The sequence below is a fragment of the Marinobacter sp. B-12 genome, assembly GCF_056857915.1.
In genome coordinates this window covers 27,741-53,143 of record NZ_JBSXOB010000061.1, presented here as the reverse complement: position 1 = coordinate 53,143, position 25,403 = coordinate 27,741, and the positions used below count along the sequence as shown (strand labels likewise).

The 25,403-nt window shown below is 57.3% G+C and carries 31 protein-coding genes; 15 read left to right on the top strand and 16 right to left on the bottom strand.

The genetic code is table 11. The annotated features are described in order from the left end of the window. Positions 1-13 precede the first annotated feature (13 nt). Positions 14-439 (bottom strand): GFA family protein, encoded by a 426-nt coding sequence (locus tag AC13D2_RS15550; RefSeq protein WP_292048959.1) that lies wholly within the window; start codon positions 437-439, stop codon positions 14-16. 189 nt (positions 440-628) lie between these two features. Between AC13D2_RS15550 and AC13D2_RS15545 the strand changes: the two genes are divergently transcribed. Together AC13D2_RS15545 and AC13D2_RS15540 are read left to right on the top strand one after the other, a co-directional pair. Further along, entirely contained in the window at positions 629-949 is a 321-nt protein-coding gene (locus AC13D2_RS15545; RefSeq protein WP_292048958.1) for a 2OG-Fe(II) oxygenase, read from the top strand. After that, positions 898-1,206 (top strand): AraC family transcriptional regulator N-terminal domain-containing protein, encoded by a 309-nt coding sequence (locus AC13D2_RS15540; RefSeq protein ID WP_292048957.1) that lies wholly within the window; start codon positions 898-900, stop codon positions 1,204-1,206. Before AC13D2_RS15545 ends, AC13D2_RS15540 begins: the two co-directional genes overlap by 52 nt. Here AC13D2_RS15540 and AC13D2_RS15535 read toward each other — a convergent pair. The 5 genes from AC13D2_RS15535 to AC13D2_RS15515 form a co-directional block, all read right to left on the bottom strand. Then, a complete protein-coding gene (locus AC13D2_RS15535) occupies positions 1,175-1,897 on the bottom strand; it encodes a DnaJ domain-containing protein (RefSeq protein WP_482938887.1) in 723 nt (240 codons plus the stop codon). The two genes, AC13D2_RS15540 and AC13D2_RS15535, sit on opposite strands and share 32 nt — an antisense overlap. Positions 1,898-1,955: 58 nt before the next feature. Further along, positions 1,956-2,651 (bottom strand): VWA domain-containing protein, encoded by a 696-nt coding sequence (locus AC13D2_RS15530; protein ID WP_292048955.1) that lies wholly within the window; start codon positions 2,649-2,651, stop codon positions 1,956-1,958. Between the two features lie 8 nt (positions 2,652-2,659). Further along, complete coding sequence (locus AC13D2_RS15525; RefSeq protein ID WP_292048954.1) at positions 2,660-3,298, bottom strand: SDR family oxidoreductase; 639 nt, start codon at positions 3,296-3,298, stop codon at positions 2,660-2,662. Positions 3,299-3,624: 326 nt separating this feature from the next. Further along, positions 3,625-3,867, bottom strand: coding sequence for a hypothetical protein (locus tag AC13D2_RS15520; RefSeq protein ID WP_292048953.1), 243 nt, complete (start codon positions 3,865-3,867; stop codon positions 3,625-3,627). 152 nt (positions 3,868-4,019) lie between these two features. Beyond that, a complete protein-coding gene (locus tag AC13D2_RS15515; protein ID WP_292048952.1) occupies positions 4,020-4,475 on the bottom strand; it encodes a GatB/YqeY domain-containing protein in 456 nt (151 codons plus the stop codon). A gap of 97 nt (positions 4,476-4,572) precedes the next feature. Between AC13D2_RS15515 and AC13D2_RS15510 the strand changes: the two genes are divergently transcribed. Both AC13D2_RS15510 and AC13D2_RS15505 read left to right on the top strand, forming a co-directional pair. Continuing rightward, a complete protein-coding gene (locus AC13D2_RS15510) occupies positions 4,573-5,241 on the top strand; it encodes a glutathione S-transferase family protein (protein ID WP_300492896.1) in 669 nt (222 codons plus the stop codon). 158 nt (positions 5,242-5,399) lie between these two features. Beyond that, entirely contained in the window at positions 5,400-5,897 is a 498-nt protein-coding gene (locus AC13D2_RS15505; protein ID WP_300492899.1) for a DUF2780 domain-containing protein, read from the top strand. 28 nt (positions 5,898-5,925) lie between these two features. Here the strand turns inward: AC13D2_RS15505 and AC13D2_RS15500 are convergent, their stop codons facing one another. Further along, positions 5,926-6,342 carry an acyl-CoA thioesterase gene (locus AC13D2_RS15500; protein ID WP_300492901.1) on the bottom strand — a complete coding sequence of 139 codons (417 nt, stop codon included), beginning with the start codon at positions 6,340-6,342 and terminating at the stop codon, positions 5,926-5,928. Positions 6,343-6,357: 15 nt separating this feature from the next. Next, positions 6,358-7,494 carry a zinc-dependent alcohol dehydrogenase family protein gene (locus AC13D2_RS15495; RefSeq protein WP_300492904.1) on the bottom strand — a complete coding sequence of 379 codons (1,137 nt, stop codon included), beginning with the start codon at positions 7,492-7,494 and terminating at the stop codon, positions 6,358-6,360. Positions 7,495-7,608: 114 nt separating this feature from the next. Here AC13D2_RS15495 and AC13D2_RS15490 point away from each other — a divergent pair, with 114 nt between their 5' ends. After that, the gene (locus tag AC13D2_RS15490; protein WP_292048946.1) at positions 7,609-8,646 is read left to right on the top strand and encodes a DUF6635 family protein; all 1,038 of its coding nucleotides are present in this window, start codon (positions 7,609-7,611) and stop codon (positions 8,644-8,646) included. A 20-nt stretch (positions 8,647-8,666) separates the two neighbouring features. Here AC13D2_RS15490 and AC13D2_RS15485 read toward each other — a convergent pair whose 3' ends face one another. Continuing rightward, on the bottom strand, positions 8,667-9,353 hold the full coding sequence (locus AC13D2_RS15485) for an SDR family oxidoreductase (protein WP_482938886.1): 687 nt from the start codon (positions 9,351-9,353) through the stop codon (positions 8,667-8,669). A gap of 226 nt (positions 9,354-9,579) precedes the next feature. Here AC13D2_RS15485 and AC13D2_RS15480 point away from each other — a divergent pair, with 226 nt between their 5' ends. The 4 genes from AC13D2_RS15480 to AC13D2_RS15465 all read left to right on the top strand — a co-directional run bounded on the left by AC13D2_RS15480 (position 9,580) and on the right by AC13D2_RS15465 (position 12,704). Then, a complete protein-coding gene (locus AC13D2_RS15480; protein ID WP_300492908.1) occupies positions 9,580-10,746 on the top strand; it encodes a methyl-accepting chemotaxis protein in 1,167 nt (388 codons plus the stop codon). After that, positions 10,746-11,564: a nitrate- and nitrite sensing domain-containing protein gene (locus tag AC13D2_RS15475; protein ID WP_300492911.1), complete on the top strand. Its 819-nt coding sequence runs from the start codon at positions 10,746-10,748 to the stop codon at positions 11,562-11,564. Before AC13D2_RS15480 ends, AC13D2_RS15475 begins: the two co-directional genes overlap by 1 nt. A gap of 147 nt (positions 11,565-11,711) precedes the next feature. Continuing rightward, the gene (locus AC13D2_RS15470; RefSeq protein WP_482938885.1) at positions 11,712-12,155 is read left to right on the top strand and encodes a YHS domain-containing (seleno)protein; all 444 of its coding nucleotides are present in this window, start codon (positions 11,712-11,714) and stop codon (positions 12,153-12,155) included. 57 nt (positions 12,156-12,212) lie between these two features. Then, positions 12,213-12,704, top strand: a complete 492-nt coding sequence (locus AC13D2_RS15465) for an MOSC domain-containing protein (protein ID WP_300492913.1) — start codon at positions 12,213-12,215, stop codon at positions 12,702-12,704. Between the two features lie 14 nt (positions 12,705-12,718). Here AC13D2_RS15465 and AC13D2_RS15460 read toward each other — a convergent pair whose 3' ends face one another. The 6 genes from AC13D2_RS15460 to AC13D2_RS15435 all read right to left on the bottom strand — a co-directional run bounded on the left by AC13D2_RS15460 (position 12,719) and on the right by AC13D2_RS15435 (position 19,059). Then, on the bottom strand, positions 12,719-13,153 hold the full coding sequence (locus tag AC13D2_RS15460; RefSeq protein ID WP_420389320.1) for a DUF4399 domain-containing protein: 435 nt from the start codon (positions 13,151-13,153) through the stop codon (positions 12,719-12,721). A gap of 92 nt (positions 13,154-13,245) precedes the next feature. Continuing rightward, complete coding sequence (locus tag AC13D2_RS15455; protein ID WP_482938884.1) at positions 13,246-14,199, bottom strand: adenosine deaminase; 954 nt, start codon at positions 14,197-14,199, stop codon at positions 13,246-13,248. A 136-nt stretch (positions 14,200-14,335) separates the two neighbouring features. After that, a complete protein-coding gene (locus AC13D2_RS15450; RefSeq protein WP_421844018.1) occupies positions 14,336-14,791 on the bottom strand; it encodes a CopD family protein in 456 nt (151 codons plus the stop codon). Positions 14,792-14,899: 108 nt separating this feature from the next. Beyond that, positions 14,900-16,183, bottom strand: coding sequence for an SO2930 family diheme c-type cytochrome (locus tag AC13D2_RS15445; protein ID WP_482938883.1), 1,284 nt, complete (start codon positions 16,181-16,183; stop codon positions 14,900-14,902). A gap of 13 nt (positions 16,184-16,196) precedes the next feature. Then, entirely contained in the window at positions 16,197-17,783 is a 1,587-nt protein-coding gene (locus AC13D2_RS15440) for a parallel beta-helix domain-containing protein (protein WP_482938882.1), read from the bottom strand. 223 nt (positions 17,784-18,006) lie between these two features. After that, positions 18,007-19,059, bottom strand: a complete 1,053-nt coding sequence (locus AC13D2_RS15435) for a helix-turn-helix domain-containing protein (RefSeq protein ID WP_482938914.1) — start codon at positions 19,057-19,059, stop codon at positions 18,007-18,009. Positions 19,060-19,321: 262 nt separating this feature from the next. On the opposite strand from AC13D2_RS15435, the gene phnD reads away from it, so the two are divergent. From phnD to AC13D2_RS15405, 6 genes are read left to right on the top strand one after another with little or no spacing between them, the layout of a single operon-like run. After that, positions 19,322-20,314: a phosphate/phosphite/phosphonate ABC transporter substrate-binding protein gene (gene phnD / locus AC13D2_RS15430; RefSeq protein WP_482938881.1), complete on the top strand. Its 993-nt coding sequence runs from the start codon at positions 19,322-19,324 to the stop codon at positions 20,312-20,314. A gap of 52 nt (positions 20,315-20,366) precedes the next feature. Further along, positions 20,367-21,161, top strand: a complete 795-nt coding sequence (gene phnC / locus AC13D2_RS15425; protein WP_040474321.1) for a phosphonate ABC transporter ATP-binding protein — start codon at positions 20,367-20,369, stop codon at positions 21,159-21,161. Beyond that, positions 21,158-21,976, top strand: coding sequence for a phosphonate ABC transporter, permease protein PhnE (gene phnE / locus AC13D2_RS15420; RefSeq protein ID WP_213480121.1), 819 nt, complete (start codon positions 21,158-21,160; stop codon positions 21,974-21,976). Before phnC ends, phnE (AC13D2_RS15420) begins: the two co-directional genes overlap by 4 nt. Next, on the top strand, positions 21,970-22,779 hold the full coding sequence (phnE, locus tag AC13D2_RS15415; RefSeq protein WP_007152720.1) for a phosphonate ABC transporter, permease protein PhnE: 810 nt from the start codon (positions 21,970-21,972) through the stop codon (positions 22,777-22,779). The genes phnE (AC13D2_RS15420) and phnE (AC13D2_RS15415) overlap by 7 nt, the downstream gene beginning before the upstream one ends. 17 nt (positions 22,780-22,796) lie before the next feature. Next, positions 22,797-23,606 (top strand): HAD-IIB family hydrolase, encoded by an 810-nt coding sequence (locus AC13D2_RS15410; RefSeq protein ID WP_273066055.1) that lies wholly within the window; start codon positions 22,797-22,799, stop codon positions 23,604-23,606. 35 nt (positions 23,607-23,641) lie between these two features. Further along, complete coding sequence (locus tag AC13D2_RS15405) at positions 23,642-24,403, top strand: DeoR/GlpR family DNA-binding transcription regulator (RefSeq protein ID WP_273066052.1); 762 nt, start codon at positions 23,642-23,644, stop codon at positions 24,401-24,403. On the opposite strand, the gene AC13D2_RS15400 is transcribed toward AC13D2_RS15405, so the two are convergent. Then, the gene (locus AC13D2_RS15400; RefSeq protein ID WP_482938880.1) at positions 24,400-25,389 is read right to left on the bottom strand and encodes an aldo/keto reductase; all 990 of its coding nucleotides are present in this window, start codon (positions 25,387-25,389) and stop codon (positions 24,400-24,402) included. The genes AC13D2_RS15405 and AC13D2_RS15400 overlap by 4 nt on opposite strands. Positions 25,390-25,403: the final 14 nt, after the last annotated feature.

The following is a 25,403-nucleotide window of genomic DNA, read 5'->3' as shown; positions in this document are numbered from 1 at the left end:
GGCTCTTACCACATCACTCTGGCAAAGTGTCGCCTGACCCGCCCATTTCGGCCGGAACATCCTTCATCTTCGGCAGCCCGTCGCGAATCGGCAGCACGGATTCCTGATAATGCACGTGGACTGCAGGCTCAAACGTCAGGCCGGGAAGATTGGCAACATAGACATCCATGAGGCTCAACGCCGGATGATCGGTAAACACGTGACCGCCGCACTTTTTACACCACTTGCGATAGCTTTGTTCCGTGAGATGGAATTCGCCAATCTGGTCGGCACCCGCTAACACCTCGAAGCTGTCGTATGGCCACAGAGAAAACGCATTCACCGGCCCGGCTGACCAGCGACGACAGGAATCACAGTGGCAATATCCCATCGCTTCGGGTGCGCCAGACACCTGAAATTTAACAGCGCCACAAAAACAACTGCCCTGGTATTGAGTCATAACGATCTCCCCCGTTCGTTGGTTAAACACCACCTTCCCAGAGCCACCCATTTGCTGTACATGATACGAAATCATGAAACTGCCAGGACTTTGGTAGCAGGAAAGTCACGATTCGGAGCGACGGTTGACGGCTACCCGACAAACCGCACAAACTAATGGTTCAACCCTCCAAGATAGAACGCACACTCAATGCCCGCAAACGTAAAAACCCGGATTTTGTTCCGCTCTAAACATCTAAATCTGTATCTCGTCCGTTACCCGGAAGGTCACAAGGTGGGCCCTCATCTGGACATGATTTCCGAGGGCCGGCTGTACAAGCTCAATTGCGTTCTGGTTAAGCCCAAAGCAGGCGGTGAATTCAGCTGCGAAAAGAACATCTTCAACCTGTTTGGCCGGGTATATCTGTTTCGACCAGATCTATACCAGCATCGCGTTTCAAAGATTGAGCGTGGCAGCCGATGGTTGCTCAGCTTCTCACTGAACACCCCGGGAGCAGGCGAACCGGCCTGATTCGCACAACACAGTCGGTTACCTGTGTCTGGCGACACCAACCAATATTGTACGATCCTGTCATCCGTTTGCTCCATCTCCTGGATCAGCCGCAGGACCGCGAAGTACTGGAGCCGCTCGTACGCCGGGAATATCTGTTGGCGTCTGTTGCGCCCCCGGGGAAGGACAGGGCCATGATGCGATCGAGCGTGGCGATTGAAACATGGCCTAACAAGCCTGAAGCCTTCAGCCCAACAAACACTCCTTGGCCTCATTGATACGGGCTGCCAGATAGTTACTCCCGCCGCGGTCGGGGTGCACTTTCTGCATCATCCGGCGGTGAGCCTGGATGATCTCTTCCTGTGTTGCACCGGGCTCTAGTCCGAGGATGTCCAGGGCTTCGCTCTCGGTAAGGGGGCCGTCAGCATTGGCGCGCTCACCTGACTCTTCACCGTCCGTGCTGGCCTCATCGTCAGCACGCCAGGAGTCACCGAACCGGCGGTCAAGGTAGCTTTCCAGCAGCCGGGCGGAGTCCTCGTCGTGCGCCCGGCAGTATCGCAACAGATCGAGAAATTCGCTTTCGCTCAAGTCCGCTAGTGCCCTGCCCGCCATGGGGCCTTTCAGGACCTTGCCACTCATGGTGCCGGAGTCATGATCCAGGCTCATTTCCAGGATGTCGCCGGACACATGGGATTGGTTGCCTTCACTTGCGTTTGAACCTCCCGTTCCGGCTCCCGCCATGCGTCCCGTCAATAGTGATGGCAGCATCCGGCGTAACAGCGGGTAGAGAAACGCCAGCAACGCGAACAGAGCGTGTAAACGGCCGGTAACGGCCATCAGAACCACTATCCCGATAGCGGCCATCAAGGCCAGCTTGATCATCGCTGGCTTACGTTGGCTGGCCGGCTGGTTGCGCAGCCACACCCACGCGACAACCGACAGTGCTATGACCAGAAGCGTTAGTGGCACTCAGATACCCCGGAACTCATCGGTCCATTGATGGCTTGAACATGGATTGAAACAAGCGCTATTTGATTTGCCGGGTCAAGCGCTTGACCTCTGGAGAGCCACGGCTGGAAAAGTCCTGCAGGGCCTTGGCTCCCCCGGAAGCATAGACCGCAACGGCAGCCATAAGATCCTTGAGCACCTGCGGGCTGTTGCGATCAAAGGGGGCATAGGCGCCACCGGACAGCTTGCTTACCTGCTGGAACACCGCCCTGGCATGGACATCGGCGCCCTCGTGGAACATGAATACCGGTGTTCGCAGCATCCCCAGTTCCCCCGCGGTATGGCACAGCTCGTCCACTGGCTCCTCGCAACAGTCCCCGATAAATACCACGGCGCTGACCGCCTTTGCGCGGGTTTCTTTCAATGCATGAGCCAACACCCGGCTTATCTGGGTGCGGCCACCCAGGCAGGAAACGCCGTTCATCAGGTTCAACAACTGACCGGTCTCAGTCACAAACCCCGTGGCCTTGAACTCGCCAAAGCCGCGGTAGTAACACAGCTGAATGCACAGGCCGCCCAGATCACGGGTCGCGATGAACAGCTCACTCTGCAAGTGGCAAGCCTCATCCCACGTCGCCTCCCTGCTGGCTGTGGCGTCCAGGGCAAAAATCAGCCTGCCCTGTTCACTACCTTGTTTGGGAAGAGTGCGAACCTCATTGATAAACCGGTCAATAGACTGTTTATCGGATTTGGCACGAAGCTCTTTGTCGGACATCGTGGAGGTTACAATCCTGCCAGTGCGTCAGGCACCGGCGTTTCGCCAGACACCACGTCAAACACGCGGTTAGTGGTGGCATCCGAATCCAGCACCGCCAGCAATACGCGAGCAACGTCCTGCCGTGGAATCTTGCCGAAATCCTCCAGCCTCGCACTCACCGCAACCTTGCCCGTGCCCTCATCGTTGGTCAGTTGCCCTGGGCGAACAATGGTATAATTCAGGCCGCTGTGCTTCAGGTGCTCATCAGCGTTGCGCTTGGCCTGAAGGTAATGGCGCAGCTTTTCCGGCCCCTTCTCCGGCTCCTCAGCCCGCATACTGCTCACGATGATAAACCGCTTTATACCCATGGCCTTGGCCCTATCCATCAGCCGGATGGCACCGTCCTGATCAACATCAACGGTTTTATCGGGCCCGGTATGGGGGCCGGAACCTGCGGTAAAAATGACCGCATCGCAGCCTCTCATGGCTTCGCTACAGTCGTGCTCCAGATCACCTTGCACGGTTTCCGTAGCGCCCAGCTTCTGCAACTCCGGGCCCTGGTCCGGGTGCCGGATGAGGGCCCGTGCCTCATGATCGCTGTCTGCCAATTCCCGTAACAGATATTGCCCGATTTGCCCGTTGGCTCCTGCAATGAACACATGCATGGCAGATCTCCTGATTGCTGGTTGCTGATTGCTGATTGCTGATTGCTGATTGGCGTACATATTATGTTTAGCTGAGTGCGCTGAAGATACAATTCAAGGCACCGGAGATACCGTTTACGAGAATGCGCGACACACGACGGAAGATAGCTTTCGGATAACGCTAAACGTTGGTCACGGAAGGCGCCTGAGTCCAGCGATACTCTGAACCTTGAGCGCAACGTGCTTGCCCTTGAAGATCCCAGGTAAACCGGGCGGGTACATTAGCCAGTTACTCATGACCAGAGACCTGGCAATGGCAGGATTTACCATTGCCAGGCACTTGATTGCTATGACTTAGCGTCAAGTTTTTTCATTGCTTTTCTAAGTACCTTAACGGACTCGGCGTGCTTCCCTTCGCTGTGCAGTGATTGGCCCTGATCACGGAGCGCTCTGATACTGGCTTCAGCCTCACTATCGAGTTGGGCTGACTGCAGTTGTTGATCAATCTGGCTAACCAGAGACGGGCATTGGCCGGCCAGCGCAGTGCCCGAAAAAAATACAGTGATTAATAGTGCAGTAAGATAGCGCATGAGAATTCCTCCTTTGGCGCACACCAGATAGCGTTGCTAATCTGGTCGCTATTCGACCAATTTGGGGCGGTTTAGTTCCGAAATCCGGGACAGATCTTCCGCCAGCAAATGGAATCGACTGGATCAGGGCAAATGAGCGGCAGCTCTGGATTTTAGTCCGCCAGCGCGGCCCGCACCTTCGTGCTCAGATGGCCCATATCAACCCGGCCCAGAACCTGAGGACGCAGGTCGTTCATTACACGCCCCATGTCCTTCATGCCCTGGGCGTCGGTAGCGCTGATAGCCATACGGATCAGGCTGTCCAGATCATCCTCGCTAAGGGCGGCGGGCATGAATTCCTCGATAATCACCATTTCTGCCCGTTCCTTGTCGCCCAACTCCTCGCGGCCGGCCTCATCGTACTGACTGGCGGCATCACGGCGTTGTTTGAGCATCTTGTCCAGCACCTTCAGCACATCGTCATCGCTCAACTCACGGCGCTCATCAATTTCGATCTGCTTGACCGCAGCCTGTGCCATACGCAGGGTAACGAGCCGCGTTTTGTCCTTGTTCCGCATTGCATTTTTCACTGCGGTGTTAAGTTGTTCCTTGAGTGATGGTTCCGACATTGCCGACCTCCTGATTGATGGATTAAGTGAACCAAAAAGCCACTTGCAGACTACACTACTACCCTGCCCATTCTTTCGATAGACGTGGAGTTTTTGCATGATTACCGTTCACCACCTCAACAATTCCCGCTCACAACGCGTTCTCTGGATGCTGGAAGAGTTGGGTGTGCCCTACGACATTCAACGTTATGAGCGTGACCCTAAAACCATGCTGGCGCCTGCCAGCCTAAAAAAAGTACACCCGCTGGGTAAATCACCGGTCATCACTGATGGCGATCTGGTGGTAGCGGAGTCAGGCGCTATTATCGAATACCTGACCCACACCTACGGCAAGGACACCCTGTTGCCTGAAGCTGGCGGCCAGGCGTGGCTGGATTATACCTACTGGCTGCATTACGCCGAAGGCTCCCTGATGCCACCGCTGGTAATGCGCCTGGTGTTCCAGAAGGTAAAAAACAGCCCGATGCCGTTTTTTATCAAGCCGGTGGCCAAAGGCATCGCCGATAAAACCACTGCCACCTTCATCGGCCCGATGATCAAAACACACCTGGATTTTGTCGAGGCCCATCTGGCACAAAACACCTGGTTTCTGGGGGACGACCTCAGCGCAGCGGACATTCAGATGAGCTTTCCGCTGGAAGCCTCGGTGGCACGGGGTATCGTTGGCAAAGACAGGCCCCACATTAATGCGTGGGTTGAGAGAGCGCACGCCAGGCCGGCTTATCAAAAGGCGCTTGAGAAGGGCGGCGAGTACGATTTTGCCTGAACGCTCGGTGGAGGGTTCATTGCCCTCCCTTTTAGAAGCGACAAGACAACACCAAACCAACCTGCAGATATGTCTCGGTTTCCCACACTTTTATTGAACATCGCTCGCCACCATATATAGGAAACATCCTTCGACCATACATTCTTCAGGATCACTCCATGAACGCTACCATCAAGCAATTCCTTCTGGTTTCAAGCATCTACCTGCTCGCCCCAACCGTTAACGCCTTCGACCTTAACGACGCGCTTTCCAGCGGAACAGAAGCAATGGCCTCGGCATCAGAAGTCAGCGGTGAAGCCCAGCAGCTGGTCGGCCAACTTCAAAGCCAGCTCGGGGTCACGCAGGCCCAGGCAACAGGTGGCACCGGCGCCCTGTTACAGCTCGCGAAAAACCAGCTGGGCAACGACTCCATGAGCACCCTCACCAGCAAAGCCTCTGGCCTGTCCAGCCTGCTGGGCGGTGGTAGCAGCCTCAGTGGCAGCCTGCTTTCCGGCATCTCGTCGCTGGACGGCGTGCAATCAGCCTTTACAGCACTGGGTATGGACAGCGGCATGATCCAGCAGTTTGTCCCGGTCATCATGAGCTTCCTGGAGAATCAGGGGATTGGGTCTTCGTTGCTGGGGCAACTGCAGGGTATCTGGACGCCGGACTCTTAAAGCGGTCGCCCGCTCTCAAGGACGGCCTTTACACCGTAATTCGCTCCAGGGCCTTCCGAATCCCTGGAGGAATCGATGTGGATGACTGGGTGGCGCGATCCACGAATACGTGGACAAGCTCGCCGTGTGCGGCTGCCTGGGTGTCGTTCTCCATGAAAATCCCCACTTCGTAGGTCACTGAACGGGTGCCAACTCTGGCGACCCGAACACCGGCCTCGAGGGCATCAGGGTAGGCAACCGGCTTCTTGAACTGGCAGCTGGAACTCACCATAAAACCCACTACCAGTGCGTTGTGTATATCAAGACCGCCTTCTTCAATGAGATAGCGGTTTATGACCGAATCGAAGTAGGAATAGTAGGTCACGTTGTTGACGTGACCGTAAATGTCGTTATCCATCCATCGGGTGATGATGGGGTAAAACACGGGGAAGTCAGATCGTTCCATGGAGGCAGCCTGGCGTCAGTGGTCGTCGAAAAGAATGACCTGGCGAATGGCCTTGCCGTTTGCCAATCGCTCAAAGCCTTCGTTGATCTCATCAAGGGTCAGGGTGTCGCTCAATAGCTTGTCGACCGGCAACCGCCCCTGGCGAAACAGGCTGACGTAGCGGGCCACGTCTCGCACCGGCACACAGCTTCCCACATAGCTACCCTTGAGGGTTCGTTCCTCTGCCACCAGGCTCACCTGTTGAATGGACACCTTCCTGTCAGGATGTGCCAGCCCACCCGTTACGGTTGTTCCGCCACGACGGGTCACTTGGTAAGCCAGCTCCAACGCCTTCTCAGACCCCGCCATCTCGATCGCGCAATCAACGCCGCCGTTGGTTAAGGCTTTCACCTGGCTCACACAGTCTTCGTCCGCCGCATTGATGCCAGCGCTGGCGCCCAGGCTCTTGGCCATTGCAAGCTTGTCCTCATCCAGGTCAATGGCAATGACCTGTCCGGCCCCGGCCACCAGCGCACCCAACACACTGTTCAGGCCTACGCCGCCAAGCCCGATAACAGCGACCGTCTGGCCAGCTTTGATATCCGCCGAATTGATGGCAGCACCCACGCCCGTCAGCACGGCACAGCCAAAAAGGGCGGCATGGTGAAACGGCAGGTCCGGATCAATCCTTACCAACGAGTGCCGGGATACCACCGCGTGATCAGCGAATGCAGACACGCCCAGGTGGTGATTCACCGGCGTACCATCCGCCCGATGCAGCCGGTGTTCGCCACCGACAAGCGTACCGGCATTGTTCGCGATGGCCGCCGGTTCGCACAGGGCCGGGCGGCCTTCGGCACAGGGGCTGCAGTGGCCACAACTGGGAACAAAGACGGTGACCACATGATCACCCGGGCTGAGATCCGTCACCCCTGCCCCAACCGCTTTGACCACGCCTGCCGCCTCGTGGCCCAGGGCCATGGGCACGGGCCTTGGCCGGTTGCCGTCGATCACGGACAGGTCTGAATGGCACAACCCCGCAGCCCGAATCTGAACCAACACCTCATGATCGCCCGGTGGGTCCAGTTCCAGTTCTTCGATCGTCAGCGGTCGGGTTTTGTCGAACGGTTGCGGCGCACCAATCGTCTCCAATACAGCGGCACGGATTTTCATAATGGTGGTCCTGTCGGTGTTTTTGTTCGGGATTTCCGCAAGGTACTAAGTTTCTCTGACTTAGGGAAGTTCTGAGGTTTCTCTACTGGATGATCAAAGCGTTATCGGGAAACCGTGAAGATTCCTGATAAAGTGAGCGCCAGGAAAAGAATCCACCCCACTTACTGGTATTTGCACCTGTCACTTATGCCTATTGCCATACCATCCGAGCAGACCATCTCCGAAGCAGAGATTGAGCAAGCCATAGGCTCAGGCATTGAGCGTTATTTTGCCGACTGCCGGGCGCGGGTGCCGGCGTTTATCGACCGACATTTTCATTACCCCGGGGCTGTCGCGACCAACCGGATGGCTTTGGGCTGGGACATGTTGCGGGCGCCGATCAACCTGCTTTGGGCGCCGATTTACGCCCTGGCCTGTCTGGTAAAAATTCCGACGCGCAAACGAGCCGGCCTGAGGTGGCTGTACCGAGTGGCCGATCGCGTGCCTGCGGGTTTCACCACCCGCGTACAACTACACATCTCGAATCTGATTCAGGCCGACCTGCTGAACAATGGTCAGCCAACGGGCCACCTGCTGGAGGACTATCTTTTGGAAGCGCTGGAGGAGGTTTATGAGCGCCACAGCTCTGAGCCGGTCGACCACCAGCGCTTTATCAAGCTGATAGAGCCCGTGATTGCCGACGCCCTTCGTCAGTACCGCGTAACCCGGACGGCCTCTGCCGATATCACCAACAGCATTTCATGCACGGTGCTCGGCGCGTTTGCGTTCCAGAAGTTTACGCCTGGGGGCATAGGGCTCGGAGTGGTGCTGGCGTCCATGCTCGCAAAGACTCTGGCTGCCAGGGATTTTATCCTCGGCGAAACCATCGGCGGGTGGTACTACAGCGTATTTCCACCGGAGCCGTCGTTGGCGACGACCGCCAGCGTCATGCTCGCGGTCATGGCCGCCCTGGCAGCGTTTGCAGCGCTGTCCGGCGTCATTTCCGACCCTGTGCAGGCGGCAATCGGCCTACATCGCCGGCGCCTGCATAAGCTGCTGGATCACCTGAAGCGGGACGTCTCGCTCAGCACCCAAAGCAGCTTTCGCCCGAAAGACCAGTATGTTGCGCGCATTCTGGACACGTTCGATATGATCAGGGCAGGGCTAATCTAACCCGATTTCCGAGACCTCTCTTATTCAATGGGCGGCGTGGGCCGGACAAGTATCTCATTCACATCTACGTGGGCTGGCTGTGACAGGGCGTAGACCACCGCATTGGCGATGTCGTCCGGCTTCAGCGCCCTCTCTGGGGGCTCGTCAAAGAAAGGCGTGTCGACCATTCCAGGCTCTATCAGCGTTACCCGAACGCCGGTTCCCCGTAACTCTTCCCGGACACCGTAGCCGATGGCCGACACCGCCCATTTCGTGGCGCTGTACATAGAGCCAGGAATGGTCGTCCTGCCGGCGGCGGAACCGGTGAGCAGCAAGTGGCCACGGCTTTCTTTCAGGGCTGGCAGACAGTGTTGCAGAGTGAGGCCAACCCCATAAACATTGGTAAGAATCATATCCCGCCACGCGTCGGTGTCTGCGCCACTGAAGCCGCCCGGCGAACCACCGCGACCGGCGTTGGCAAACACCGCATCAATTTGCCCAAAAGCTTCCAGAGCCCGTTCAACCATCGCCTTCTGGTCTTCACTGCTTTGAACATCACACTGAACACTGATTGCCCGGTCGCCGCCAAGCTCCTCCTTCAGGCTTTGAAGACTGTCTTCCGAACGCGCTGCCAGTATAACACGATAACCATTTTCCGCAGCAGCGCGCGCCGTGGCGGCACCAATGCCCGAAGATGCGCCGGTGATCAAAAGAACTGGGTCTGCCATGACAACCTCCTTTTCGATTGGGTTCTGGATTGTGTACGAAGTGGTATTCAGATTAGCTTCATTTGGTCTTTTGCGCTGTTTTTACGCTTCGGCAGAAGCGCGGCGCCCCATAAAAGGGCACAAGCCATTCCGCTCAGGGCTCCAAACCCGGACGGAACGGTCATCCAGATACGGTATGCATCTTGCTTTGCGTCGAAGAGCACCCTTTAGATCGTGAGGAAGGATCATGAATCCACTGCTGTACCCTGCGGCCCTGTTTGCCAGCCGACTCAGGCTCCGACCTGTTATTACTGGCACCAGTATGGCCCTGATAGCCGGTGTGGTGTTGACTATTTTGGGGCATCTCGCGGCTGGACTGGTACTGATGGTATTGGCGGGCTACCTCACCAACAGCCTCATACTTCTTGCTCAAAGAGAAACGGAAGCTTTAATTGCCGAGTGTCGAAATCAGCTCGACAAAAGAGATTACCGCCTTCTTGATACGCGACTCCGGGTATTTGGGCCCGTCGCCCAAGCCTTCGCCGACACACTGCGCGACAGCGAACGCCGGGAGCAAAGGCTTGAGGACCGCCTTGCGGAAATCGCCCATGCGACTGGCGAGCTGTCTCAGAGCAGCCAACATATCGCCAACAGCGCCGGCGAGCAGCGACAGGCATCCGCTGCAACCTCCGCAGCTGTCGAGGAGATGAGCCAGAGCATTGCCGAAGTTGCACGCAACGCCCGGTTTTCAGAACAGGCCAGCGAACAGGTTCGCGATCTGGTCAAGGAAGGCGGCAGTCGCCTGGCGACGGCCAGCGACACCATTGTCGAGATGGCGGCCGATGCAGAGCGGACCACCAGACTGATGACACAACTCCTCGATCAGTTTCAGTCTGTCACTAGCATGACTGCCACCATCAGCCACATCGCGGAACAAACCAACCTGCTCGCCCTGAACGCCGCGATTGAGGCTGCGCGTGCCGGCGACGGCGGCCGTGGTTTTGCCGTTGTTGCCAGTGAAGTCCGCCAACTTGCCAACAGCAGCCATCAATCCGCCGCTGACATTGGCGCTAACATTTCCAGTGTCAGAGAAAAAATTGAAGCGACCCATAACCAGATGGACAAGCTTCTGGGGCAGGCTCAAGACGGCGTGGCTCACACACGGGCCGTTCAGGAATGCCTGGAACAGATTCAGTCCCACTCCCTGCAAATGAACGAGCAGGTCGCGTCAGTGGCGCAGAACGCACGCGAGCAGGATCTCGCTGTCAGCGAAATCGCCACCCAGGTGGATACCACACACCAGCGGATTGACGCCAATGGAAGGGCAACCGAAGAAACCGACCGGATTGTTCAACACATCCAGAGCCTGACAGCCACGCTCACAGAACCGGCCATGGCAGGAGGTGCTCGCTGATGGAACTCCTTATTGCAGCCTCGTTAAGCGCTCTCGCAGTCATCGTTGTGGCGATCAGTAAACCCTGGCGGAACCCGGCCCGGCGCGCGGAAGGATTACACTTGCTCAAAGGCCTGCGGCAGCTCCTCGAACACCTGCAACAACACCGTGGCCTGAGCACGGGTTATCTCGGCGGTGATCGCTCCCTCAAGCCCAAGGTGGATCAGACCCGGGCATCAATTCGGGCGGACCTTCACAACCTTGATGCCTCCAGCCTGTCTTGCCATGAACGCTGGGTGTCGTTTACCGACCACTGGTCCCGGCTGGAGGGCTCAGCCCTTACGCTTCCGGTCAGTGACAACATAAAACAGCACAACCAGCTCATCGCCAACATGCTGCAACTGATCGAAGACATCGCAGCCCACCACAACCTGCTGTTTGTGACGCATCCGGGTGACGGGGTGAGCACCCTATGGCGCGAGCTACTGTATACCACCGAATGGCTGGGACAGGCACGTGCTCTGGGCACCGGCATTGCGGCAGCAGGACAAAGCACTGGCGTGGAGCGAATCAGGCTGGGCTTTCTGTGTGAGCGAATTGAAGCATTGTCGTCCATCGCACACGCCGATCTGAATGGGCACAACCAGAACGGGCTGCGGTCACTGAGGGACGCCGGCCGGACCGTCAGCGTACTATTGTCCGTTATCGAAACCGAGTTCCTCTCTGCCGCCGCACCGAAACTGCCGGCAACAGCCTATTTCGACCAGGCCACCAAGGCCATCAGCGCCCAGTTCGCGGTGGTCGATGAGATGCTGTTGGCACTGCAACAAAAGGTCTGACTTCACGCCGGAAGCCCGGACTCCCCCAGAAGGGCATTGTGATGAAGCTCGGGCCTCATCACAATGCGTCGTCACAATAGCTCTGCGTAACAAACGGCTATCACCGGTGTCTTAGTGTCTGTAGCCTTTATCAATAAGGAGAGCGACATGAACAGATTCCTAATGTTCGTCACCATTGCCCTACTCTACACAACCAGTGCATTAGCTTCGGAGTCGCCCGTTTACACCGGCCTCTTGAGCAACACGGGCGCCGGCGGGTACGACACAGTCAGTTACTTCGAATCAGGACAGCCCACCAAAGGCTCCAGTGAGTACACTACCCAGTACCAGGGGGCCACCTGGCGATTTGCCAATGCTGAGAACCTTGCCCGCTTCAAGGAAAACCCTGAACGGTTCGCTCCGGTCTACGGCGGCTATTGTGCCTGGGCGGTCAGCCAGGGCGATCTCGCCAAAGGGGATCCAAAGCACTGGAACATCCGGGACGGTCGACTGTACCTGAACTACAATCAGTCCGTGCAGGACCAATGGCTGAAAGACCCCGATGGGTTTATTCGCCAGGCGGATGCGAATTGGCCGACGGTTCTGGAGTAACCACGCCCAATACAACCGTGCAGCCCCAGGCTGGATTGAAACTCACATGAGGCATCCATGGCGCAACAGACCCCGCTTCAAACCCTTTTCGACACCCTCCCTCAGCGCGGTCGGGTTGAATGGATTGGCATCCGCCCTGCCCGCGGTGAGTCCATGAAAACGCACGATAACGTGATGATCACGCCGGGCAAGGGCCTGGAAGGCGATCGATTCAATGGCCGCGAGACCAGCAAACGGCAAGTCACCCTGATCCAGAAAGAACACCTGCATGCCATTGCCTCCTGCCTCGGGCGGGATGCTCTTGACCCGGAAATTTTCCGGCGCAACATCGTGGTCTCTGGCCTGAATCTCCTTGCACTGAAAGGCAAAACGTTCCGAATTGGCGGTGCGGTGCTGGAATACACCGGCCTGTGCCACCCCTGCAGCAAAATGGAGACCGCCCTTGGGCCCGGCGGTTATAACGCCATGCGTGGGCATGGCGGTATAACGACGCGAGTGATTGAAGGGGGCAAGGTGGCGATTGGCGACAGCGTTCTGGCCTGCCTCTGAACCACCCTGCGCTATTACTCCACCGTGATGGTGATCTTCTCGGACATGACAGGCTGCTGATGGGGTACGTGCAGGTGATCCCCCACCAATAACTGCAAGGTGTGTTCGCCCGGTGACAATTCCAGGGACGTCTGGGTTTGTCCGCCACCAAAATGAATATGGCGTTCATCAGACGGAACCGGTTGGTCCATCGACGGCAGATCGTCTACATCCACAAGCAGGTGATGGTGGCCAGTGCCCTTGCGCTCCACACCCGCAGGCGCCACTCCCAGCCCTTCCAGGCCAAACCTCACTGTGACCGGCGAACTCACGGTCTGCCCATCAACGGGCGTAATAAAATACACCGACGCACCTTCCGGAGCAGGTGTCGCTCCATGGACCCCGGCAACCATTGAGATGGCAAGAACCGAACCAAGCAATAAACGTTGTGTGCTGCTGATCATGCTCATGACTCATTCCTTGAACGCGGGATTTACTGTTCAATGGTAGGACAGAATTCCGCATCCTGCCGAATATCGATACGGCCTTGCACAAGCCGCATCTACGGAGCTAACCGAGCGTCCATACTGTTCTGCGCCAACCGGCGGGCCTGCTCTTCGGTCATCCCCAGGCCATCACGCAGGGCCACGAAGTTCTCCAGCACATAACCGTCGAAATAGGACGGGTCGTCCGAGTTTACGGTAACCTTCAAACCCTGCTCCAACAGATCCAGAATGTTGTGGTGGGCCATGTCCGGGAACACGCGCAGCTTGATGTTCGACAGCGGGCAAACTGTTAACGGAATCTGCTCATCCGCCAGCCGCTCCAGCAACTTCGGGTCTTCGGCTGCACGGACCCCATGATCGATACGATTCACCTTGAGCAGGTCCAGGGCCTGCCAGATGTACTCAGGCGGCCCCTCTTCACCAGCATGGGCAACCGCCAGGAAACCCTCAGCCCTCGCTTTGGCAAACACTCGCTCAAACTTGCTGGGTGGATGGCCCTGTTCGGCACTGTCCAGCCCCACCGCAAAAAACTGATCACGAAACGGCATCGCCTGCTCAAGTGTCCGGAAAGCGTCGTCTTCAGACAGGTGCCGCAGGAAACTGAGAATCAGCCCACCGGTAATACCCAACTGCTCGCGCCCATCCCGCATGGCGCTACTGATGCCGTTGATGGCCGCTTCAAAGGGAATGCCGCGCTCGGTATGGGTTTGCGGATCGTAAAAAGGTTCAATGTGGACAACGCCCTGTGCCTGACACTTCTTCAGATACGCCCAGGTGAGGTCGTAGAAATCCTGCTCCGTGCGCAGCACATTGGCACCCTGGTAATACAGATCCAGGAATTCCTGCAGGTTATTGAAGGAATAGGCCTGCCGAAGCACGTCGACATCGCTCCACGGCAATTCAATGCCATTGCGCCGAGCCAGTGCAAACATCAGTTCAGGCTCAAGCGCCCCTTCCAGGTGTAGGTGCAACTCCGCTTTGGGTAGGGCTTTCAGCCAGGCTTCGTTCATCACAGTCTCCGGGATCGATTTATCGTGGATCAACAAATCATCCCGGAAAGCCATGAGCTCTTGCAAATCCCTGTTGGGTTCGCAAAGAAAAAACGGCAGGGCGTCAGCACGAGGCGTTATCAGCTAGGAGATCGGCCTACAGATACCGACCACCAGCACCGATCACCACTGTGATTAGCCCAAGAATCAGGTTGATGCCTACCAGTTTGCGGATCTGCCCCACCCGGCGTCCACCTTCCTGTGGGTCCTGATCGGCAACAGCCTGCTTCAACCGCCGGAAGGGGGCAAAATAGACGTGAAAAAAGAGCAGCATCATCACAATCCCCAGCGCCTGCATCACATGGACATGCCAGCCGGCACCCGCCATGCCACCGAATACGCTGAAGACCATCCAGTAACCGGTCACCAGCAACAGAATGATCGACACCCAAACCCACCGGAAGAACCGGGACAGGGTGTGACACCAAAGCGCACCGCGCTGCGATGCTTCAACAACCTCCACCACTGCGGGCCGCATGGCCATATAGGCGAAAAACATACCGCCAACCCAAATCACGGCAGAAAGAACATGTAATGCGATAGCCAGACCCATAAAACGACTCCCGGACAAGAAATGTGTGTGACGAGCATAAGCCTCACTCGCCACAAAACCAACTCTTCTGACCGGATTGCCGGATAAACCCGCCGGGGCGGGTCGCTGTTACGGCAGTGGCGAGCAACTGGCACTTGGCAACTGGTCAATCCAACTGCGGATCAGTTGAGCACCTTCCTGATGCGTCGTGCTGCGGCCCAGCTCGGGCATCTTGTGCCGGCTGTCAGTCGTCTCAATACGGAACAACAGGTAAGACTCATCCGCGTTGCCTGGAATCACGTCGTACGGATACCCCTCTTTGCCGCCGGCCACCGGGTCCTTGCAGACTCCGAATTTACCCGGCGAGTCAGCGTAGTTGCGGTTGTACTCCAACTGCACGCCACTACTGCCTGCGGGCCCGGCATAGTCGGCCGGCAGCGTCAGGTCTGCCCGGTGACAATGGGCGCAGTTTATGTCCAGGTAGGCCCTGGCCTTGTCGTTCAGTTCTGTGTCGCTCAGTGACGGAATGTGGGTTTCGTCATTGAACACCGGCGCCTGTTCCACACTGTTGAAATCCGCCGGCAATCCAGTGAGCAGTTCGCCGTCCGCCCAGTATTGAAGCTGGTTGTAGACCGTGCCGTCCGGGTAGTTGAAATCCTTGTTCAGATAGCGGGCCTTGGGGCCAATGGGCAGAAAAATCTGCTCACGCTGGTCATCCGGCCCGGCCAGATCCGGCACGATGGAGTGGCAGGAGTTGCAGTCCGCAGCTTTAGGCACCGCATAATCAAAGGTCAGTGTCTGCCCCTGGTTGTTTATGGTGGTCAGGTCGGTCAGGCGTTTCCCTGCAATGGCCAGTGTCGCCTCGGACTCTGACGACCAGTAATAGGGCAATGCCATCCAGCCGTCAGCTCTGTTGATCAACAGGCGGGTTTCGATCACCAGCTCCGCACCGTCACGCATCGCCGTATTTTCCGGCAATGCGAAAGTCTTGGTAATGACCGTCCCAACCGGGAAATCCAAAGCTTCTGATGGGTTGTAACCCACGGTCTTGCCTTCTGGCACAAACACAAAACGGTACTTGCTGGTGTAATCGGAGAACAACGCCGTGGAGAGATCATAAGGCACCCCGCCCCGGGTCGGTCCGGCCGTTGGATCACTGGCATCGGTAAACAGATTGTAGTCGGAGAGCTTCGGGCATACCTCCGTCATCAAGGCGTCCCAGTTCACCCCATTCGTGGTTGCACTGCAGCTGCCCTCTGCTCCCGTCGGCGCGCCCGCACCGGCATTCAGTGCGCTGCCCGTAGGGCCGGCTCCGTCATCGCCTGATGAATCGCCACTTCCACCGCCACCACACGCAGCCAGAAGAAAAGACGTCACCACACCCACCGCGATCGTTTTATGGTTATGTTTCATTGGAGGTTCTCCCTTACAGCGCGCAGGCCGTTTCCGCCAGATCATCCCCGGTGCAGCCGTAGATATTGTTGCGGAAGTTCACTACCGCTGGCGCCAGTCGCGGCTGGACGCAATTCAGGTAGGTGTTGTTAACCATCTGATCGATCAGCAGGTGTGGCAGAGGGTTGCCGTCGCCGTCGACCATGGTCACGTCGGCAGGATCATCCGGATAGACCAGCCCGGTATTCACTTCGTCATAGTCTGGCGCCGGGTTGCCATTGATGTTGCTGTTGGCACAGATCTGGTCGCCTGCGCCGTACGGGTCGTAGTTCACCCCATCGGCCTGCGCCTCGGCGCCAACCAGAGCATTGAAGCCAGCCAGCTCTCCGGCGTTCGACAGCAGCTCACCGATTCCGTCATACAGAATCGCCGGAAAGGTTTGTGGAGTCCCCTTGCTGTTCATGTTCGAGGAGTAACCATCAATAACCGGCTGAAGTAGCGCACCTCGCGGGTTGTCGCCGTTCCGGGCAATGGTGTTGTTATGCAGGTAGACATTCTTCAGTGTCGGGCTCCAGCCATTGCCCATGGTGGCGCCGTAGTTGGCCGGGTAACTGGCAAGGTCATCATCAACCAGCAGATAGCTGGTGATCGCGACCGCCGCGGTGTCGTTATCAGTGATCTGGTTGTTGTACATCTCCACATCACTGGTGGCCAGCACCAGGACGCCGGTTCCCGGTGGCACCGTACCAACCACGCCAGCGCCTACGTTATCGGCGTTATTGTTGTAGGCCTGGTTGTTAAAGACTCGAACATTGCCACCGTAGGCCTTGTCCAGCCCTGGCAAGTCGAACACCAGAATGCCGCCGGAGTTTCCGAGCGCGATGTTGTTGTACACGTCGGCCATGGTGGAATTTTCGATCTCAATCCCAGCCACGTTCTGTTTGGCGGTATTGTTCCGAACCACAATGTTTTCAGACTGCCCCACGTAGATACCCGCATCCGCAGACCCGAAGGCGTAGTTGTTCTCCAGCAGCACGTTCTGGCTTTTCAGCGGGTACAGTCCGTAGGCGCCGTTAGCCGCCTCCAGCTCGCCCTCCCAGACCGTGGCGGTATAGGTCATATGGATGCCGTTGACGTTGGTGGCCTTGATGCCGTTCTTTGGTGCCTCGTACACTCCGAAGTCCCGCACCGTAATGCCGTTCCCGCCCTGGAAGCGGAACGCGTCGTCACCATTGGACGTGCTGAAATCCAGCGCAGTTTCATTGATGCCGTAGCCGGTGAGGGTCAGCCCACTGGCACTGTTGACGACAATACTCTCCGTCACCATAAACCGCCCTTTTGGCAAAACTACCAGGGCATCCTCCGGCAGATCGAACAACGCTACAGAGAGCGCCTCGGTAATATCGTCACCGTCTGCGGCATCCGGCGCTACCAGAATGGCGTCTTCAGGAATGGGAAATCCAGACGTGGTCACCGCAAGTTGGGCAACAACGTCTGCGGACTGCCCATCGGCTCCGGCCTTACCGTCGTCTCCATCGTCCCCATCACAACCGGTGAGTAGGAACCCACTTGAAATGGCAGTCACCAACAATAGTTTCTTGAACGTTCTGGCCTGGCGCATCGTAACCTCTGCTTGATCGTGTTGTTGTTATTCAGGCGTTCCGGAGAAGAACCCTGTGTCCCGAACGACACTAAGCAGGATGCGACACATTGGCGAGAACAACCGATGTGCAGAAAACCACATGCCCTGTGCAAATTCTGCAACGGCCTGTGCACCAAGGGTTTCAGAGGATAAAGGGTGGGCACTGTGCAAAACCTGCAATCCCTGAAATTGCAGGTTTTGATCAGCTGATGTCAGCCCCAAGGCATTGCTGACGGAACTCCGTTGGGGTGGTGTTCTGGATATCCCGAAATGCCCGATTGAACGAACTCAGGGTACGGTAGCCAACGTCCAGAGAAATGTTCAGCACGGGTGTGTCCGGCTCGTTCCGCAAACGCTCGGCGGCGTCGGCTACCCGGAGCTGGTTGATGTAGTCATTGAAGTTTCGATAGCCCAGTGCCTGGTTGATCACCTTGCGCAAACGGTATTCAGGAATCTCTGTGGTTTCCGACAATTTTTTGAGCGTCAGCTTTTCCGTTCGATAGAAGCCCGCCGCCATGGTTCGGCCAAGCATTGCGGCGTCCTGCTCCTGTTGTGCAAAATGTGCCGCGTGGGCCTCTTGCGGCTCTGTCTCTGGAGTTGGTCTGGACTGCGGCGGTGGCGAACCGGCAGGCCGATCGCTGCCCACCAGATCCATGATTCCCTCCCGCGCCGTGACCAGGCAGATCAGGGTTGCGAAAGCCGCCAGCCCCGTGATGATCCCCCGAATGTACTCATGGTATAGCCCGAAATTCAGGCTGACCGTCGCCACGCCCACGGCGCTGCCGACAATCAACAGAAACGCCAGGCGGGCCTTCCTCCGGGCTTCCACCAGATCGTTTCGCCAGTACCGAATCACAAAACTGAGGCCATGCAACAGCACCAAGTACTCGAAGAATTGGCCCAGCCGCCATCCAAAGAACACCGCCGGTGTCCACGCACTGCTGGGCTCCACGAAAGGCCGCGCCAACGCAGGCGCCAGAAAGCTGTAAAGCGCCATCGCGCCCCAAACCGACTTCAACCGCGGCCGCGGCGCAAAAATCAGCTGACACAGTAGCCAGAACAGGGCGGGCAATACGGTTTGCAGGTCGGAAGTGATCCAGCGCCATTCGATTGGAATCAGAGGATCCACCAGGAACGCCGCGGACCCAATAATCACCAGCAGGAACAGCTGGCCAACCAGCAAATGCCGGAAGTCTCGCAACGTAATCACAAACAGGGGCAACAGACAGCCAAGCCCGAAGCCGGTTAGCAACATCACTGTTTTTACCTTCTTGTTGTTGTCTCAATCCTTGAAAACGGATGTTAGCCGAAGTGTTGAACGTTTTGATAGCAACTCACGATACGTTATATGAGATTGTTGAGCGGATTTTTCTGACCTTGTCTAATGGACATTTGCTGTTAAGCCGAATGTTCAATTGAACATCCTAAAAAAACAAGCTTAGCGAGCTGGTCCTTCCCGGATGTTCAATGCGAGGCCGAGAACCCTCAGGCATGGACCGCTCCAAAGGGAGAAAAGAATGAACCTTTCCAGGAAAGTGTTTCCCGGCATCCTGCCGTCGGTCACCCTGACAGCGTCCGCGCTGTTGGCAGGTTTCAGCGCTCAGGCATTTGGAAATTGCGAGCGAGGCTCACTAGACGCCAAATACTGCGACGAAAACGGCGACATGGTTGCAGACCTGCCGGCGGACGAATCCGAGTGGGTTAATCCCGACACTCTGATCTTTGCCTATACGCCGGTTGAAGACCCCGCCATCTATTCCGACATCTGGCAGCCCTTCATCGATCATCTGTCTGAAGTGACGGGCAAAGACGTCCGTTTCTTTGCCGTGCAATCCAATGCGGCACAAGTGGAAGCCATGCGCAGCGGCCGTTTGCATGTGGCGGGCTTCTCCACCGGCCCAACGCCTTTCGCGGTTAACCTCGCCGGTGCGGTGCCGTTCGCGCTAATGGGCTCAGACTCCGGGCAGTTTGGTTACTCGCTTCAGGTCTACACCCATGTCGATTCAGACATCCACAAAATAACCGACCTGAAAGGCAAGCGCATTGCACACACCTCCCCCACCTCGAACTCCGGTAACCAGGCCCCCCGTGCCCTGTTCCCGGAAATGGGCGTGGTGCCCGGTGACGACTATGAAATCACCTTTTCCGGCAGCCATGACCAGTCCATGCTCGGCGTCGTTGCCAAGGATTACGACGCGGCCCCTGTGGCCTCGGAAGTGGTTGAGCGTATGGCCGCACGCGGGCTCTACGACGAAGAAGATGTGCGTCTGGTGTGGGAATCCGAACGATTCCCGACAACCTCCTACAACTACGCCCATAACCTCCATCCCGAGCTGGTCGAAAAAATTCGTGAAGCCTTCTACAGCTTCAAGTTTTCCGGCACCGAGCTGGGGGAAGAGTTCGAGGGCGTCGAAACCTTCATTCCCATCAACTACAAATACAACTGGCGCGTCATTCGCACCATCCAGGCGTCCAACGGCGTTCAGTACACGCCCGACAATCTGAAATAAGAGCAACAGGCGCTTCCGGCCATTGGCCGGAAGCGCTGGCCGGAGTGAATTCATGTTAGAAATTACCAACCTGGTAAAGCGATACGGGCACAATGAGCCTGTGCTAAAAGGCCTGGATCTCGAGGTTGACGGCAGCAGTGTCGTTTCCATCGTCGGCGCTTCGGGAGCGGGAAAGAGCACACTGTTGCGTTGCATCAACCGGCTGGTTGAACCCACATCCGGTTCGATCAAATTGAATGGCCACCAGCTGGTCAATCTCCGCGGCAGCGAATTGCGACATTCCCGCCGGCGCATCGGCATGGTTTTTCAGGGGTTTAACCTGATTGATCGCCTGACGGTAATGGAGAACGTGCTGTCCGGGCGTCTGGGCTATGTGTCACTGTTCCAGGCCCTGACCCGCCGCTTCCCACAATCGGACATCGACCGCGCCTTCCACCTGATGGAGCGAGTGGGTATCGCCCACTACGCCAATAATCGAGCCGACCAGTTGTCCGGGGGTGAACGGCAACGGGTAGCCGTAGTGCGGGCACTGATGCAGGAGCCGGAAATTTTGCTGGCGGATGAGCCAACCGCATCTCTGGACCCCAAAACGTCTCAGCAGATCATGAGTCTGCTCCAGACCCTGGCCAGCGAAATGTCGCTGCCGGTGCTGATCAACATCCACAACGTCACTCAGGCCCGGATGTACACGGATCGCATTGTGGGCATGCGTCACGGTCAGATGATTTTTGACGGGTCGCCCAAGGACTTCAACCAGGATGCGCTGGATGCCATTTATGGCGGCATTGAGTCCCCGGACGAAGATGCGGCTGAGGCCGGCGCCCAAACCCAGGAGGCGACCGTATGACCACTGGCAGAACTGCAACCGACATAACGTCGGGCAGGGTCTGGAAAAAGCCCCCGTTTATAGCCAACCCCTGGCTCCGCTATGGCTTGGCCGCCGTTACCCTGACCTATCTCTATTGGGCATTCTCAACACTGCCGTTTGATTGGGCACGTATTTCCGAGGGCCTGCCCCGGGCCGCCAAGATTTTCGGTGGCGCCTTTCCTCCCAGCTTTGAGCGTGCCGGGCTCTTGTGGACCGGCTTCAAGGAAAGCTTCCAGATTGCATTCCTGGCAACCCTGCTTGGGGTATTTCTGTCGATACCGATCGCGGTGATGGCTGCCAAAAACGTGGCCCCGAAGCCGGTTTATCTGGTAGGTCGCGCTATCATCATCATCGCCCGCAGCTTCCACCCGGTCATCGTGGCTATCCTGTTTGTGGCGGCCGTCGGGTTTGGCCCCATGGCCGGCATTCTGACCCTGACCCTGTACTCCATCGGGTTCGTCGCCAAACTGTTGGCGGAAGAAATCGAAGAAATCGACTGGGGCCAGGTAGAAGCCGTGCGCTCCGTCGGCGCCGGATATCTGAAGATGCTGATCTACGGCGTATTTCCACAGATCATGCCGCGCCAGATTGGGCTATCCATGTACCAGCTCGACAGCAACCTGCGCGCGTCCGCGGTGGTTGGCATTGTCGGCGCGGGCGGTATTGGCGGCACACTGATGAATGCGTTCGGACGTTACGATTACGACTTCGCCTTTGCCATTCTGCTGATGATCATTGGCATCATTCTGGTCAGCGAGGGCATAAGCGGATGGGTGAGGAAGAAAGTATGGTAGATCACGCTGCGAAACTGACTGACCGTGTTTGGTCCCGCTACGACCGGAAAGAACAGTGGACCCGCTATGGGATCTACCTGGTAACCCTGATTGCGATTGTCTGGGCGGTGCGTGACATCGACATCTTCTGGCCCTGGGTATGGGATGCCCCCAACCAGATCCAGAACCTGGGCGCACGCATGTGGCCACCGGAGTTCAGCACCTGGAATGCCATTTTCGCAGCCATGCTGGAAACCGTACACATTGCCACACTGTCTACCATGCTCACGATCTTCATCGCCCTGCCGGTGTCCTATATCGCAGCGCAGAACACCACCCCGAACAAGGCCACCCTGTGGCTGGGCCGGTTTATCCTTGTGTCCAGCCGCTCAGTGAACACCATCATCTGGGCCCTGCTGTTCGTCGCCATTTTTGGCCCCGGGGTACTGGCGGGCATTCTGGCGGTTATGTTCCGGTCGATCGGCTTCATTGGTAAACTGATGGGCGAGGCTATCGAGGAGATCGATCGCCGCCCCGTCGAAGCTATGCAGGCAACCGGCGCCAGCAAAATGAAAGTAGTGCTGTACGCGATCGTGCCGCAGGTAATGCCAGCCTTTTTTGCCATCATCATCCTGCGCTGGGATATCAACATCCGTGAATCCACCGTACTTGGTTTGGTGGGCGCCGGTGGCATCGGAGTGCTGCTGCAAGGGTCTATCGACCTGTTTGCCTGGCAGACGGTGGCCACGATTCTGCTCGCTATTGTGGTGTTGGTGATTCTGGGCGAAGCGCTAACCAGCGCCTTGCGCAAGAAAGTCATCTGACGCGGAAAACCCATGCCATGACAAACAGCTTTAACTTTGGCCAAGCGGACGTGTTGTTCACCGACGTGGACGATACCCTGACCACCGATGGTCAACTGCTGCCAGACACCTATCTGGCCCTTTGCCGGCTGGCGGCGGCTGGCATTCGCGTGATTCCGGTTACCGGCGGCTGCGCCGGCTGGTGTGACCAGATCATCAGGACCTGGCCGGTCACTGCCGTTATTGGTGAAGGCGGCGCCTTCTACGCCGATCGGACAGCCCCCCAGACGGTACGCTGGCATTACTGGAACGACGCAGCCTCCCACAAGCGCGACCAAGAGGCCATACTGGCTGCCGTCGCCGCGCTGGAGCTGGATTTCGAACCACAACTCGCCAGCGACCAAGCGTTCCGTTATGTCGATGTGGCGGTCGATTACAACCAGCAGCAGTCTTTAGGCCCAGAGCAAGTAGCAGCTCTTCATAACGCTCTGGCTGGCCAGGGCTTCAATGTTCGGCAAAGCTCGATCCACCTCAACGTCTGGCTCGGCGATTTCGACAAGTCCACGATGGCTGTGCGTGTCGGGCAGGACGTGTTGGGGCTGGATCTGCAGGCGTTGCAGCAGCGCGCAGTTTTCATCGGCGACGCACCCAATGATGAAAGCATGTTTCGATGTTTTCCATTAAGTGTTGGCGTGGCCAACATTCGCAAGCACCTGCCCGGGATGACCCATCGGCCGGCATCCATTGTCAGCCAGCGTTCCGGGCTGGGCTTTGCGGAAATGGCCGAAAACTGGCTGAGGCAACGGGCTGAATCCGACCTGCCGCAGGCCGAAACACATCCTGTGTGATCAAGCCAGGGGCAAAGGACCGAGTATCTAATCTGATGGGCGCCAAAGATCGGCAGAATAGCATTCTGGATTGGGTGAACGAGCAGAAGCATGTTGAGGTTGAAGACATTGCCCAACGCTTTGGAGTCACCACCCAAACCATTCGCCGAGACATCAACAAGCTGTGCGAACAGGGCGTGCTACGTCGCCGTTATGGCGGCGTCAGCCTACCGGCCAGTGCCACGGCTTCTCCGGTTGAAAACACGCAGATACGCCATCTTGCCACCAAGCAGCAGATGGCTCAGCGGGTTGCAATGGATATTCCTGAAGGCGCCACCGTCAGCCTGGGGGTCGGCAGCACCATCGAACTGGTGGCGAAAGCGCTGATTCATCATCAGTCACTGCGCATCCTGACCAACAACCTCAGTGTGGCCGCGGCGCTTTCCGGCAATCCCGACATCGAAGTCATCGTTTCCGGTGGGCAATACCGGCACAACCACCATGATGTGGTCGGGCCGGAAGTAACCGGGTTTTTCAACTCCTTCATCACCGACTTCGGCATCATCAGCACCGGCAGCATGGACCCACAGCATGGCCTGATGGATTTTGATATCCGCGAGGCCGAAGTCAGCCGCGCCATCATTTCCAACACCCGATCCCGCTTGCTGGTGGCCAACCAGAGCAAATGGACCCAAAGCTCTCATTGCAAAGTCGCCTCATTCAAGTATGTGGATCGCTTCTACACCGACTTCATCAATGACGGGAAACGGACAAGCCTGCCGGCGTCTCTGGATATCATCGAATGCGCTGGCGCTTAACGCGTCGGGGGCGCCATGAATTCAGGCCCTACCGGGTCATCAATGCATCTGGCCAGAATGTCATCGATTGCAGCCATCGCGTCCTTATCCAGTGACCAGCCTTCGATCTCACCAACAGGATCGAGCTGTTCCGGCCGCCTTGCTCCCCAAAGCGCAGTCGTCACCCCGGGCTGATCCACCAGCCAACGAAGCGCCAACGCCAATACGTTTTTCTGGTACCGCTCACGGGCAAACGCATCCAGTTCGGCGACGGCATTCAGGTATTGGCGATACCGTTCACCCTGGAACTTCGGATCGTTCTTGCGTAAATCGTCACCGGTGAACTGCGTATCCTCCTGCATCTTACCGGTCAACAGACCCCGACAGAGCCCGCCATAGGTGATGGTGGCAATGCCGTTTTCGCGGCAGTACGGAAGTATCTCCTGCTCAATCTCCCGCTCGAACAGGTTATAGGGAGGCTGCAAACTGTGCAGGGGAACCGTCTTCTGCAATTCGTCCATCTGTGACGGGGTGAAGTTGCTGACACCAATAGCGCGGATCTTTCCCGCCTGATATAGATTCTCCAGTGCGCGGGCAGTCTCCTCCATGGGCGTCCTGGAATCCGGCCAATGCACCTGGTAAATGTCGATCCTGTCGGTCTGAAGGCGTTTCAGGGAGTCCTCAACCTCCCGCTCTATGCGCGAAGCAGTTGCGTCCCGCCAGACTTTGTCCTGATCGTCGTTCCAGTTCAGAGCCACCTTCGTGGCCAACGCAACCTGGTCCCGACGACCATCAGCAAGGGCCTTGCCCACAATCTCTTCAGAACGACCGAAGCCATAGACCGGAGCCGTATCGATCAGGCCAATCCCCTTGTCGATGGCCCGATGAATCGTATCAATGGATTGGGCTTCATCCGTTCCGCCCCACATCCAGCCACCAATGGCCCAGGTGCCCAGCCCGACAGGTGTCACCTGAATGTTTGTGTTTCCGAACGTACGCGTTTCCATGAGTCCTCCCATTG